The sequence below is a fragment of the Leisingera sp. SS27 genome, from assembly GCF_028368855.1.
GTDB lineage: Bacteria > Pseudomonadota > Alphaproteobacteria > Rhodobacterales > Rhodobacteraceae > Leisingera.
On the sequence record NZ_JAQNCY010000001.1, the window covers coordinates 452,248 to 465,491 of the forward strand.

General features: G+C 62.7%; 13 protein-coding genes. 7 read left to right on the top strand and 6 right to left on the bottom strand.

What is annotated here, in order from left to right; translation table 11 throughout:
- Positions 1-125: 125 nt before the first annotated feature.
- Entirely contained in the window at positions 126-1,529 is a 1,404-nt protein-coding gene (locus N6L27_RS02165) for an aminotransferase-like domain-containing protein (protein ID WP_271905444.1), read from the bottom strand.
- Positions 1,530-1,625: 96 nt separating this feature from the next.
- On the opposite strand from N6L27_RS02165, the gene N6L27_RS02170 reads away from it, so the two are divergent.
- Positions 1,626-1,859, top strand: a complete 234-nt coding sequence (locus N6L27_RS02170) for a DUF1127 domain-containing protein (protein ID WP_271905445.1) — start codon at positions 1,626-1,628, stop codon at positions 1,857-1,859.
- 172 nt (positions 1,860-2,031) lie between these two features.
- On the top strand, positions 2,032-2,922 hold the full coding sequence (gene asd, locus N6L27_RS02175; protein ID WP_271905446.1) for an archaetidylserine decarboxylase: 891 nt from the start codon (positions 2,032-2,034) through the stop codon (positions 2,920-2,922).
- Here the strand turns inward: asd and N6L27_RS02180 are convergent.
- The gene (locus tag N6L27_RS02180; RefSeq protein ID WP_039178196.1) at positions 2,919-3,341 is read right to left on the bottom strand and encodes a PaaI family thioesterase; all 423 of its coding nucleotides are present in this window, start codon (positions 3,339-3,341) and stop codon (positions 2,919-2,921) included. The genes asd and N6L27_RS02180 overlap by 4 nt on opposite strands.
- A gap of 58 nt (positions 3,342-3,399) precedes the next feature.
- On the opposite strand from N6L27_RS02180, the gene N6L27_RS02185 reads away from it, so the two are divergent.
- The 4 genes from N6L27_RS02185 (at position 3,400) to gluQRS (ending at position 7,346) form a co-directional block, all read left to right on the top strand.
- Positions 3,400-4,185, top strand: a complete 786-nt coding sequence (locus N6L27_RS02185; protein WP_271905447.1) for an enoyl-CoA hydratase — start codon at positions 3,400-3,402, stop codon at positions 4,183-4,185.
- Positions 4,186-4,485: 300 nt separating this feature from the next.
- Entirely contained in the window at positions 4,486-5,841 is a 1,356-nt protein-coding gene (gene trmFO / locus N6L27_RS02190; protein ID WP_271905448.1) for a methylenetetrahydrofolate--tRNA-(uracil(54)-C(5))-methyltransferase (FADH(2)-oxidizing) TrmFO, read from the top strand.
- A 33-nt stretch (positions 5,842-5,874) separates the two neighbouring features.
- The gene (locus N6L27_RS02195) at positions 5,875-6,489 is read left to right on the top strand and encodes a class I SAM-dependent DNA methyltransferase (RefSeq protein WP_271905449.1); all 615 of its coding nucleotides are present in this window, start codon (positions 5,875-5,877) and stop codon (positions 6,487-6,489) included.
- Positions 6,486-7,346, top strand: a complete 861-nt coding sequence (gene gluQRS / locus N6L27_RS02200) for a tRNA glutamyl-Q(34) synthetase GluQRS (protein WP_271905450.1) — start codon at positions 6,486-6,488, stop codon at positions 7,344-7,346. Before N6L27_RS02195 ends, gluQRS begins: the two co-directional genes overlap by 4 nt.
- Before the next feature lie 49 nt (positions 7,347-7,395).
- On the opposite strand, the gene hisI is transcribed toward gluQRS, so the two are convergent.
- Positions 7,396-7,767: a phosphoribosyl-AMP cyclohydrolase gene (gene hisI / locus N6L27_RS02205; protein WP_442915720.1), complete on the bottom strand. Its 372-nt coding sequence runs from the start codon at positions 7,765-7,767 to the stop codon at positions 7,396-7,398.
- Between the two features lie 78 nt (positions 7,768-7,845).
- On the opposite strand from hisI, the gene N6L27_RS02210 reads away from it, so the two are divergent.
- On the top strand, positions 7,846-8,298 hold the full coding sequence (locus tag N6L27_RS02210; protein ID WP_271906239.1) for an iron-sulfur cluster assembly scaffold protein: 453 nt from the start codon (positions 7,846-7,848) through the stop codon (positions 8,296-8,298).
- A gap of 296 nt (positions 8,299-8,594) precedes the next feature.
- On the opposite strand, the gene N6L27_RS02215 is transcribed toward N6L27_RS02210, so the two are convergent.
- The 3 genes from N6L27_RS02215 to ligA form a co-directional block, all read right to left on the bottom strand.
- Positions 8,595-8,717, bottom strand: a complete 123-nt coding sequence (locus N6L27_RS02215; RefSeq protein WP_019296173.1) for a hypothetical protein — start codon at positions 8,715-8,717, stop codon at positions 8,595-8,597.
- A gap of 148 nt (positions 8,718-8,865) precedes the next feature.
- Positions 8,866-10,956, bottom strand: a complete 2,091-nt coding sequence (gene recG / locus N6L27_RS02220) for an ATP-dependent DNA helicase RecG (RefSeq protein WP_271905452.1) — start codon at positions 10,954-10,956, stop codon at positions 8,866-8,868.
- Positions 10,953-13,196: an NAD-dependent DNA ligase LigA gene (ligA, locus tag N6L27_RS02225; RefSeq protein WP_271905453.1), complete on the bottom strand. Its 2,244-nt coding sequence runs from the start codon at positions 13,194-13,196 to the stop codon at positions 10,953-10,955. Before ligA ends, recG begins: the two co-directional genes overlap by 4 nt.
- Between the last annotated feature and the right edge of the window lie 48 nt (positions 13,197-13,244).

Sequence of the window (13,244 nt, forward strand, 5' to 3'; positions counted from 1 at the left end):
GTCTTCGGCCTGAATTCGATGGACGGGGTTTACGGGTATCCGCAGCCTCAGTCAACACCAGCAAACAAGAATAAACCGTTACAAAACAATGTGTTAAAAATTAGGTATTATAATACCCCACGAATTCACACGCTGATCTGCTCCGGCGGGTTGTCCAGCAGGGCGCGCAGGCGCAGCATTGCCTCCTCGAACTGTTTCAGCGGCACATGCGCGTTGATGGCAATGCGCACCGCATGAGGCGCGCGGCCGTCGCGCAGAGCGAATTCATCTGCCGAGCGGATCTGCACGCCGTTGGCCTCTGCCGCACGGGTAAAGGCGGCGGCGCGCCAGCCGGACGGCAGTTTCAGCCAGAGGAACGGAACCTCAGGGTTCCAGGTCAAGTCGAAACCGCCAAGCGCGTTGACCGCCACCCGCACATAGCGGGCCATTTCGTTGTTCACGGCCTTCACCAAGCCAGGCAGCCGCGGATCGCTGAGCAGGATCCGCACAAGTTCCGCCAGAGGCTGCGCCAGGCCGAAATAGCCGTATTCCGCCACCCGCCGCAGGTCTGCCGCTTTCCCCTCCGGCGCCAGCGCAAAGCCCACGCGCAGGGCCGGGGTCAGGATCTTGGAGATCGAGGAGACATGCCATGCCAGTTCCGGCGCCAGCGCCCGGTAGCTGGGCGCGCGCGATTCCCCCAGCCGGTAACAGTCGTCCTCGACAATCTGCACACCATGGCGGCGGGCGATGCGGACGATCTCCTTGCGCCGTTCCAGAGGTGTGAACAGCCCGGTGGGATTGTGCACTTCCGGGCTGGTGCAGATGACGGAGGCGCCGGACTTGCGGATTGCCAGCTCCATCGCATCCGGGCGGATGCCGTGCTCATCCATGGCGACTTCAACCACCTGCGCCCTGAGCAGCTCCGCCGCGCGGCGGAAACCTGCATAGGTCAGATCCTCGACCATGATCACCGGCTGCGGGCCTTGCAGTATCGCCTGCAGCGCTACCATGATGGCGTTTTGGCCGCCATGGGTCAGCACCACGTCCTTTTCACTGACCGGGCCAACCGGCGCTTTGGCAATCCAATCCGCAGCGGCTTGGCGCACTGGCTGATAGGCGTCGCGTGTCGGGTAGTTCAGAAAGTTGCGCGCCTCGCCTTCAGCGACCTTGTGCAGCGCTTCGCGCACCGCCGCCACCTGGCCCATGTCGGCAATCCGCGGGCTGAACAGGCTGACATGGCCGGGATCGCGCGCCTCCAGAAGATGCAGCTCCCGCGACCATACGTCATCGGGCACCGGCTTCTTCTTTTCGGCTACGAAAGTGCCGCGCCCGACTTCGGCTTCCAGCACACCCTCATCGGTCAGGATACTGTAAGCGCGGGCGACAGTGCCGGGCGTTATACTCAACTGATACGCGAGGTCACGCACCGGCGGCAGCTTTGTACCAATTTTTAAACTGCCCATTTCGACAGCAGAGCGGATTGTATCTGCGACCTTTTTGTACTTGGGACCTTTTGTCTCACCCAGCGTTTGCGGCCAAATTGTACCCATTACAATCCATCCTTGGACAACCTCTCACCCCCTTTGTATCAAAACACTACGACAAATCAACAGGATTGTATCAACACAATACGAAGGAAGCCTCCCATGGCACAGCATATGCAAATGGCACAATCGAACATGTCCTATCTGAACAGCCGCCCGGCCCTGCCGGTGCTGGCGCAATGGGCCGTCTCTTTTGCCGTGCTGGTGACCAAGTGGAGCCTGCGCCATCGCACACGAACCCATTTGAAACATCTGAGCGACACGCAGCTGAAAGACATCGGGCTGACCCGTGAGGACGCCCATTATGAAGCCACTCTTCCGTTCTGGCGCCCGTGATCCCCTGGGCAAAGGAACAACCTGACGGCCGGGGTTCGCCCCGGCCTTTTTTATTTGCGCCCTGGCGCCTGCGGAGGTGAGCCTGGCAGCCGCCGCATTAAACATCCGCTCTTGGCCCCGCCCGCGCGCTTTGCTAGGCGCAGCGGGACGAAAACCAGATTTGGCAGATTAGATGCAGCGCGACCCCATTCTTGTTGTAGACCGCGAGACCGGCGAAACCTTTGAAGAGGCGGTGCTGGGTGAAAAATGGATCCGCTGGGCCTATCAGAACGCCAGTGCACGGCCGGTGGAAAAGCTGCTGTTCCGATCCAGCCTGATCAGCCGCCTGATGGGCGCCTGGTTCAACTCGCGGTTTTCCAAGGGCAAGATCGCGGCAGTGGTCGACGAACTGTCCATCGACATGAGCGAGGCCACCGCACCGGCAGACAGCTACGGCTGTTTCAACGACTTCTTTGTCCGCAATCTGAGACCCGAAGCCCGCCCCTTCAGCACGGACCCGAAGCAAGTTGTCTCGCCCGCCGATGGCCGGGTACTGGTGTTTCCGGAGCTGGCCGGGGACGTGTTTGTCCCCGTGAAGGGCTACCCGATGTCGGTGCACACCATGCTGCCCGGCATTGCCGATCGGTTCATCGGCGGTGCGCTGGCGATTGTTCGGCTGTGCCCGGCGGACTACCACCGCTACCATTTCCCAGCCGCAGGCCGCATCACAGCGTCGAAGGACATTCCCGGCGCGCTGCATTCGGTCAACCCGATTGCGCTTGGCGCCGGGCCGGATGTGTTCGGCGAGAACAAGCGGACCTGGACACTGATCGAAACTGAAAACCTGGGCAGCTACTGCTTTGTAGAGGTCGGCGCCTTCGGCGTCGGCTCCATCGTCAACACCCGCACCTCTGGCGCTGTGCAGAAGATGGACGAGAAGGGCTATTTCAAGTTCGGCGGCTCTACTGTGGTGGTGGTGTTCGAGCCGGTTAAAGTGCGGTTCGCCGATGATCTGGTGGCAAACAGCGCCAAGGGCCGCGAAACACTGGTCAAGGTGGGCCAGTCTTTCGCCACCGCTCTTTAGCGTTTCGGCGGGATCGAATAGGTCATCGAGGCGCGCGCCACCGGCTCTGCCATGCCTTCGGAATAGATCAGCACATCTGCCACAGCCAGCACACGGCCCAGCTTGAGCAGCCGCGCCTCGCCGATCAGGTCGGCACCGGCCGCGGGCTTGCGCATAAAATCGAGCGAGCAGTTGGTTGTGACCGCCAGCGCCTCTTGCCCCAGATGGGCCAGGATCAGCGCGTAGACCGCGCAATCGGCCAGCGCGAACATCGACGGGCCGGAGACAGTGCCGCCGGGGCGCAGGTGCCGCTCCGCCGTCAACAGCCGCATCCTCAGGTGGCTTTCCTCCATCGCGTCGATGACAAAGTCATCCCGCACCTGCGGAAAAATCTCATGCAGGTATGCTGTCAGACCTGCGACATCAAATGCCAGCGCCATGCTTTCCCTTTCTGTCCGCCCCGCATAGAGTTGCCCCCGGATTTGCGAGGAGGGCAAGATGGCAATTCTGGAACGTCACGACACGGGCGCGATTGCACGGCTTACGATGAACATGCCGGAAAAGCTGAACGCGCTGTCGGATGAGATGCTGGCCGCACTTCAGGAGCAGATCGGCGCCTTGCGCGAAGACAGCCGCGTCAAGGTTGTGATTCTGTCCGGCGCAGGCAAGGCATTCTGTGCAGGCCATGACATCAAGCAGATGACCGCAGGCCGCGCAGGCGAAGATGGCGGCAAAGCCTATTTCCAGGATCTGTTTGCCCGCTGCACCAGCGTGATGACGGGGCTGCAATCCCTGCCCCAGCCAGTCATTGCCCAAGTACACGGCATTGCCACCGCGGCGGGCTGCCAGCTGGTTGCCTCCTGCGATCTTGCAGTGGCGGCGGAAGGCACCCGGTTCGGCGTCAACGGCGTGAACATCGGCTTGTTCTGCTCTACCCCGATGGTGGCGCTGTCGCGCAATATCCCCCGCAAACAGGCGTTTGAGCTGCTGACCACCGGCGAATTCGTGGACGCGGCCCGGGCTGTTGAGCTGGGGCTCGCCAACCGTGCTGTGCCGCTGGAGGACTTGGAGGCGGAGACCACGCGGCTGGCGGAAACCATCGCATCCAAACTGGGGGCGGCGGTCAAGATCGGCAAGCAGGCGTTCTATGAGCAGCTGCAGATGCCGCTGGACCAGGCCTATGCCTATACCAGCGGCGTGATTGTCGAGAACCTGATGCACCGCGACACCATCGAAGGCATGGCCGCCTTTATCGAAAAACGCGCCCCCGACTGGCAGGAGTGAAATTTTCCGAAAATTAACGGAAAGCTTTAGCCTTTGTTTACCAATCGGAACGTAATGTTTCCGTAATAAGCCAAATGCCCGGCTTTCAATTCGGGCAGAAAGATGGCAGAGATTGGGCAAGGTCGCAGACCGGCACAATTTGGGCTGCTGCTGCAGAAGGGTCCCTCCAACCGGTTCTCTCACCCCGGTGATCCATTCCTGCAGCGGCGGCCCCAAATCTCCCCCCCCTCCCGCATCGAACGGCGTCCGGCCCGCCCCAAGCCTGTTGCACGCGCCCGCCCCCTGCCCTATGTGGCGGGCATGACAGATCATTCGGCACAGACATTGCATATCGTGGGCGGCGGCATGGCCGGCTCGGAAGCGGCCTGGCAGGCGGCAAACATGGGCGTTGAGGTGGTGATCCACGAAATGCGCCCGAAGGTAGAGACCTTTGCCCACCAGACCGGCAATCTGGGCGAGATGGTGTGCTCGAACTCCTTCCGTTCGGATGATGATGAGCAGAACGCCGTGGGTCTGTTGCATTGGGAGATGCGCGCGGCAAACGGGCTGATCATGACCACCGCGGATGAGCACCGGCTGCCCGCAGGCGGCGCCCTGGCTGTGGACCGCGACCCCTTTGCCGAAACGGTGACCGCCAAGCTGAAGGCGCATCCGAATGTTACTGTTTCTTATGAAGAAATCACCGAACTGCCGAGCGATGGCCACTGGATTTTTGCCACCGGCCCGCTGACCTCGCCGGAGCTGGGCAAGGCCATTCAAGCGGAAACCGGGGCCGAGGCCCTGGCCTTCTTCGATGCCATTGCGCCGATTGTCTATGCCGAATCCATCGATATGTCGCAGGCCTGGATGCAATCGCGCTATGACAAGGGCGAGACCGAGGAGGAGCGCACCGCCTACCTCAACTGCCCGATGGACAAGGACCAGTATGAGGCCTTCATCGACGCACTTCTGGCTGCCGACAAAACCGAGTTTCACGAGGGCGAGACCGCTGGCTATTTCGACGGCTGCCTGCCGATCGAGGTGATGGCCGAACGCGGCCGCGAGACCCTGCGCCACGGGCCGATGAAGCCGGTGGGATTGACCAACCCGCACCAGCCGGAGGTCAAGGCCCATGCGGTGGTGCAGCTGCGCCGCGACAACGCCCTGGGGACGCTGTTCAATATCGTGGGCTTTCAGACCAAGATGAAATACGGCGCCCAGACAGAAGTCTTCAAGATGATCCCCGGGCTGGAAAACGCCAGCTTTGCCCGGCTCGGCGGCATCCACCGCAACACTTTCCTGAACTCGCCCACGCTGCTGGACAGCCAGATGCGGCTGAAGTCCCGGCCCCACATTCGCTTTGCCGGTCAGATCACCGGGGTTGAGGGTTATGTGGAAAGCGCGGCCATGGGACTGCTGGCAGGCCGCCTGGCTGCGGCAGAGATCCTGGGCCAAGAGCTGCCCGTTGTTCCGCAGGACAGCGCCATGGGCGCTCTGATCCATCACATCACCGGTGGCGCTGAAGCCAAGACCTTTCAGCCGATGAACGTGAACTTCGGCTTGTTCCGCCCGGTTGACGGCCTCAAGGGCGGCCGCCGCGGCCGCAAGGACCGCTACAAGGCCTATACCGACCGCGCCAAGGATGTCTGGCAGGAGTGGCTGAAAAACTTTTCCTAGACGAAAAGCCCTGCCCGCGCCTAAACTTTTCCCATGAGCGAAAAGTTTCTGGACAAGGCGTACGGCCTTGAAACACCGGAAGCGACCCTGGAGCACTATGACCAATGGGCCGCTTCCTATGACGCGGAGATTGCCGAAAACGGTTACGCGACACCGGGGCGGATTGCCCGGGCTTTGGCAAAATACCAAACGGACATGAGCGACCCCGTGCTGGATTTCGGCTGCGGAACCGGCTTGGCGGGCCTGGCCCTGCGGCTGCAAGGGTTTGAAACCGTGGACGGTATGGAGCCATCGGAGGAAATGCTGGCCCAGGCCCGCAGCAAAGGCGCCTACCGCACGCTGACGCGGATCGATCCCGCAGAAAAACAGCCGATCCCGCGCGGCGCCTACCGGCTGATCACCGGCTGCGGCGTTCTGGGCACGGGCGCAGCCCCGCCTGCGGTGTTCGACACAATCATGCACGCCTTGCCGCGCGGCGGATTGTTTGCCTTTTCCTATAACGACCACGCGCTGGCCGACCATGCCTATACCGGCAAGCTTAATGAATGGCTGGACTGTTCAGCAGCACGGCTGCTATTCCGGGAACACGGGGATCACCTCCCCGGAATCGACCTGAAGTCCACCGTTTATGTAATTGAGAAAGCGTGACATTCACCACACGTTTCGCGCCGTCGCCAACCGGACCACTGCATCTGGGCCATGCCTATTCTGCCATGCTGGCGCATGACATGGCAGTGGCCGAAGGCGGCACCTTCCTGCTGCGCATCGAAGACATTGACCAATCCCGCACCCGCCCTGAATGGGAGGCGCAGATCTACGAGGACCTGCGCTGGCTCGGCCTCGGCTGGCCCGAACCGGTGATGCGCCAGTCAGAGCGGCTGCCCCGCTATCAGGAAGCACTGGGCCAGCTGACCGCAATGGGTCTCACCTATCCTTGCCGCTGCAACCGCGCCGACATAGAGGCCGCTGCTGGCGCCCCGCAGGAAGGTGTGCCGCAATTCGGCCCGGATGGGCGCATCTACCCCGGCACTTGCCGCGGCCGGCAGCCGACGGACACGACGGGCCCGGACGTGATCCGCCTGAATATGGAAAAAGCGGTTCGCGCCGCGGACTTGCGAAGTTTCACGGAGACGGGGCCGGATTTTCAGGGCACGCATGCCTTGAACCCTGACGCGCTGATCGCAGCTGTCGGCGACATCATTCTGGTGCGCCGCAATATGGGCAGCTCCTACCACCTGTCGGTGGTTGTGGACGATGCGGACCAGCAAATCACACACGCCGTGCGCGGTGCCGACCTGTTCGAAGCCACCCAGATCCACGTTCTGCTTCAGTGCCTGCTGGGCCTGCCCACACCTGCCTACCACCACCACCGCCTGATCCGCGACGATCAAGGCAAGCGGCTGGCCAAGCGCGACGACGCCCGCGCCATCGCCAAATACCGCGCCGAGGGCGTCACCCCGCAGGACATCCGGGACATGGTGGGCCTGCTCGCTTCTTCTGGCTGAAAATATCCCCGCCGGAGGCACGGCCCGCCAGGGCCGTACACGAATCGGATCAGCTCATCGGCTTCATAAGCTCAACCTCTTCCCCGTCCCGCACGGCGGTATAGAAACACGTCCGGCGGTTGGTGTGGCAGGCCGCCCCGGTCTGGCGCACCAGCGCCAACAGGCAATCCTGGTCGCAATCAATCCGCAGATCCACCAGTTCCTGTACATGGCCGGAGGTTTCACCCTTGATCCAGAATGATTGCCGCGAGCGCGACCAATAGGTGACCTTGCCGGTCTCCAGCGTCTTCGCCACCGCATCGGCATTCATCCAGGCCATCATCAGCACTTCGCCGGAGGTTTCATCCTGCGCAATGCAAGGGATCAGACCGGCATCGTTATAGGTCAGGCTGGAGGGGTCAAAGGACTTGGGCGAAGACATGGGGCAAAAACCTTTTGCATCTGCTGTTCGGCTCCCTATGTATGGGGAACCTGCAAAATGGGAAAGACCGGGAAAGCGATGTCTGGCGATAGTGATCTGATCAAGCTGTATTCCTCGCGCATCTTGGCGCTGGCCGCCGACATTCCGCATCTGGACCGGCTGCAGGCACCGGATGCCACGGTCAAGAAGCGCTCGCCGCTGTGCGGCTCTGCCGTGACGGTCGACATCAAGGTAGGGGACGGCCGGATCACGGATTTCGGCCAGGACGTGAAGGCCTGTGCCCTGGGTCAGGCCTCTGCCGCGGTGACTGGTGCCAACGTGATCGGACGGACGCTGCAGGAAGTGGAAACCGCCCGCGATCAGTTGAAGGCCATGCTGACCCAAGACGGACCGGTCCCTGATGCGCCGTTTGACGGGCTGGAAGTTCTGCAGCCTGCAAAGGAATTCAAGAACCGCCATGCCTCGATCATGCTCGCGCTGGAGGCAACGCTGGAAGCCATGCAGGCCGCAGCCAAGGAGCAGTGCGCCTAAGGGCGCCGCCCGTTACCATTGCACAATTACCAATGTGTGCTGCCCGTTGCTTGAGCGGGCGATGCGTGCTTCTCCCTCCTTCTGACATGAAAAAACCGCCGCACATCCGGGCAGATGGCGGCGGCAGTCATGCTCTGCGGTGCGGGACCCGGGCGGGCCAGGCAGGATCTTGAGGCAATTCAGTCAAAGATCGGGCCGAGGGGGATCGGGACAGGCGGTTGATCCCCAAAAAACAGTCCGGGACAGGAAAGGGCCGGCCCGGCACAGCAGTGGCATTCAGGAAAACGGTAAGGGGATCAGAACAGCCCCGGCAGGTGCAGCGCCGCCACAAGCATCACCATCAGCGAGGCCGCGCCGATGGCGTCCTGCAGCAGGGTCGAATGGGCATTTTGAATGGTGGTCTTGATCTGTGCAATCATGGCTCGGGCCTCCTCCAGTCTGTGATGCTGCTCTCTGGCAATCTTGTTGCCTCTTTGTTCTCATTTTCAGGCGCGCCTGTAAAGAACTTTTTGAGAACATTTGCGAACATAGGGGAACACTAAGGCGGAACAGACGCCTAACGGCTGCTTAACCCACTGAAATCAAACGGATCGCCTGATCCTGCTTCATCAGCCACAACAGAACGCGCGCCGCCTTGCCGCGTTCCCCTTCCAGCTTTGGATCAGCAGCCAGCAGCGCCCGCGCATCACTTTGCGCCACAGCCATCAGCCCGGCCTGGCGTTCCAGGTCGGCAATCTGGAATCGCGGCAGGCCCGATTGCGCGGTGCCGATCATATCGCCTGCTCCGCGCATCTGCAGATCAGTTTCCGAGATCCGGAACCCGTCCTCAGTCTCGCGCAGCACCTCCAGCCGCTTGCGTCCGCCTTCGGTCAGCGGCGGCTGGTACATCAAAAGGCAGGTCGACTCGGCGCTGCCGCGCCCCACCCGCCCGCGCAGCTGGTGCAGCTGGGCAAGACCGAAGATCTCCGCCCGCTCAATCACCATGATCGAGGCATTGGGCACGTTCACCCCGACCTCGATCACCGTGGTCGCAACCAGAACCTTTGTCTTACCTTCGACAAAGGCCGCCATGGCCGCGTCCTTATCGGCGGGCGGCATCTGGCCGTGCACCAGCCCAACCGTGCCTTCGCCTAGGATGGCGCGCAGGTGCTTGAAGCGTTCCTCCGAAGCGGTCAGGTCGCTCAGCTCGGATTCGTCGACCAGCGGGCAAACCCAATAGCATTGCCGCCCCTCAGCGATCGCTTTGCGCAGGTGGTCCACCACCTCCTGCATCCGCTCTGTACTGATGACAGCGGTCTTCACGGGCTTGCGCCCCGGGGGCTTCTCATCCAGCACCGAGACATCCATGTCACCGTATTGCGCCAGTGCCAGCGACCGAGGGATCGGTGTAGCGGTCATCACCAGCACATCGGCGCCCTTGCCTTTTTCCGCCAGCTCCATCCGCTGGCGCACGCCAAAGCGGTGCTGTTCATCAACGATGGCCAGGCGCAGGTCGCAGAATTCCACGTCCTGCTGGAACACCGCGTGGGTTCCGACCAGGATATGAATATCGCCGCGCTTCAGCGCCGCCAGCTTGGCCTTGCGTTCGCTGCCCTTGTCGCGGCCCGTCAGAATCTCAATCACCACGCCCGCATCTTCAGCCAGCGGCGTGAGACCTTCCATGTGCTGCTGTGCCAGAATGCCGGTCGGGGCCATCATCACCCCCTGCCCGCCGGTTTCAACCGCAACCAGCAAAGCCATGAAAGCAACAAGGGTTTTCCCGGCGCCCACATCGCCCTGCAGCAGCCGGTTCATGCGTTTGTCCGAGGCCATATCGGCTGAGATTTCCTCAATCGCGCGGGCCTGCGCACCTGTGGGCCGGTACGGCAGCGCCTGCAGCACCTTGGACTGCAACCGTCCGGTGGCCGCACTTTGGATGCCACGAGTCTTGCGCTCCTTCTGGCGCGCCAGTGCCAGGGTCAGCTGATGGGCAAAGAGTTCGTCATAGGCCAGGCGCGCCCGTGCCGGCGCCTGCGGGCTGAGGTCATCCGGCCCCTGCGGCGCATGGGCAAAGTGCAAGGCTTCATGCCAGGCGGGCCAGTTCTCCCTCAGCATTTGCGCCGGGTCGATCCATTCCGCCAGTTCCGGCATCCGCGCCAGCGCGCTTTGCGCCGCCTTGTACATGGTCTTTTGCGTGACCCCGTGGGTCAGGCTGTAGACCGGCTCAAACTCCGGGATGCCGTGCGCCTCTTCCACCGGCAGCATGTGGTCCGGGTGGACCATCTGCGCGAGACCGTCGAACAGCTCCAGCTTGCCCGAGACCACCCGCCGGGATCCTTCGGGCAGCTGCGCCTCCAGATAGCGGCTGCGGCCATGGAAGAAGACGAGCTGGAACTCGGTCTCTGCGTCCTCCACGTGAATGCGGTAAGCGCCGCCGCGGTTGCGCGCCGGGCGGTGGCGGCCAATGGTCACCTCCACCGTCACCGTGGCTGGCAGGTCGACCCCGCGGATGGTGTCGCGGCGGCGGCGGTCCACCACCGAATAAGGCAGCGAAAACAGCAGGTCACGCGGCGTTTCAATATCAATCTGGCTGAGGGTCTGCGCCGTTTTCGGGCCGACACCCTGCAGGGTCTCGGCACCGGCAAACAGCGGAAACAGGATCTCCGGACGCCCGCTCATACCCCTGCGATCAACTCCAGCCAGCCGTCTTCGTCCATCGTCCGGATACCCAGTTCCGCGGCCTTCTTGGCCTTGGAGCCAGCCCCCGGTCCCGCCACCAGAATGTCGGTCTTCTTGGAGACAGAGCCTGAGACCTTGGCCCCCAGCGCCTCTGCCCGGGCTTTGGCCTCGGCCCGGGTCATCTTCTCCAGCGTACCTGTGAACACCACGGTTTTTCCGGCCACCGGGCTGTCCGCGGCAGGGGCATCGGGCGCGACGATGGTCAGTTTGGCCACCAGCCGGTCAAACGCTGCGCGCTCCTCCGGGTTGGCGAAGGCATCAGACAAGGAAAGGCCCAGCACCGCGCCGATGCCATCGACGCCGGTAAGGTCGGCCCAGGCCGCGGAAGCCTCCGCCGGAACCTCGCAAGCAGCAACGGCTGCAGCCCGGGTTTCGGAAATCTTCGCGCGCCGGCCCTCATCCGCAGCCCATTGGCGTTCGGTCTCCTCAGCCTCATCCGCGGCCCGGTGCGCCAGGGCAGCCGGGCGGGCCGCGTCGATCGCATCCGCCATTGCCTGCCAGTCAAGATAGTGCAGCGCCAGATCGCGGCCCGCAACCTCGCCCGCGTGGCGGATGCCAAGGGCAAAAATCAGCTTGGCCAGCGGGATGGTGCGCTTTTCCTCAATTGCAGCAAACAGGTTCTCCGCAGACTTTTCGCCCCAGCCTTCCCGGTTCTTCAGCTGCTGCAGGCCGGAGCCGTATTTCTCTTGCAGATCAAAGATATCCGCAGGCTCCCTGATCCAGCCATCACCGTGAAACTGCTCGACCTGCCTGGCTCCCAGCCCTTCGATATCAAAGGCCGCGCGGGAGACGAAGTGCTTCAGCTTCTCAACCGCCTGGGCCGGGCAGATCATGCCGCCGGAGCAGCGGCGCACCGCATCGCCCTCTTCCCGTTCGGCAGGGCTGCCGCACTCGGGACAGGCATGCGGAAACTGGTAGGCTTCTGCGTTGTCGGGGCGTTTGGACAGGTCGACGTCCGCCACCTTGGGGATCACGTCGCCCGCGCGGTAGATCTGAACCCAATCACCGATGCGGATGTCCTTGCCGCCGCGGATTTCCTCACCCTTGGAATCCCGGCCCAGGATGTAATCCTCGTTGTGCAGCGTTGCATTGGACACAACCACACCGCCAACGGTCACCGGGCCAAGCCGCGCCACCGGGCTCAGCGCGCCAGTGCGGCCAACCTGAATGTCGATGGCCTCCAGCCGGGTCCAGGCAAGTTCGGCCGGGAATTTGTGCGCAATCGCCCAGCGGGGCGTGGTGGAGCGGAACCCCAGCCGCGCCTGCAGCGCCAGGTCGTTGACCTTGTAGACGACGCCGTCGATGTCGTAGCCCAGCGTCGCGCGCTGTTCCTCGATGCTGCGGTAGTGGCTTATCATCTCCTCAGTGGAGGCACAGAGCCGGGTCAGCGGATTGGTCTGAAAACCTAAAGCTTCGAGCCGGGCAATGGCGTCCATCTGGGTCTCTGCAAGCGGTGCGCTCAGCTCTCCCCAGCTGTAGGCAAAGAACCGCAAAGGGCGCGCACGGGTGATCTCTGCATCCAGTTGCCGCAAGGAACCCGCCGCCGCATTGCGCGGGTTGGCAAAAGTCTTGCCGCCGCGTTCTTCGTGCCGGGCGTTCAGTGCCTCGAAATCCGCGTGGCTCATGTAGACTTCGCCGCGCACCTCCAGAACCTCAGGCGCGCCTTCCAGCTGCTGCGGGATGTCGGCAATGGTGCGGGCGTTGGCGGTCACGTTCTCGCCAATGCTGCCATCGCCGCGGGTTGCGGCCTGGATCAGCGTGCCGTTTTCATAGCGCAGTGACAGGGACAGGCCGTCGATTTTGGGCTCCGCGGTAAAGGCCAACGCATCCTTAGGGCCGAGGCCGAGGTATTTTCGGATACTGCGGTCGAAGTCGGCAACGTCTTCATCCTCAAACGCGTTGCCCAGCGACAGCATCCGCACCGAATGGGTGATTTTGCCAAAACCGGAGGCCGCCGGCGCGCCGACTGTGTCCAGCTGGGTGGCTGCCTCCGCCAGACCGGGAAAGGCGTCTGCCAGAGCCCGGTAGCGCCGCTTCAGCGAATCATATTCCGCGTCGCTGATCTCCGGCGCATCCTCCTGATGATATGCCAGATCCGCCGCGCGCAGCTGCTCATCCAGCTTCAGAAACTCCGCCTTTGCGTCCTCTGCCGTCAGGCCGGCCACGTCTTTTTCTGTCATTCCTGCCACGCGCGGTCCCTCTTCGTTCTCCCCTCCGGTGATAAGGCT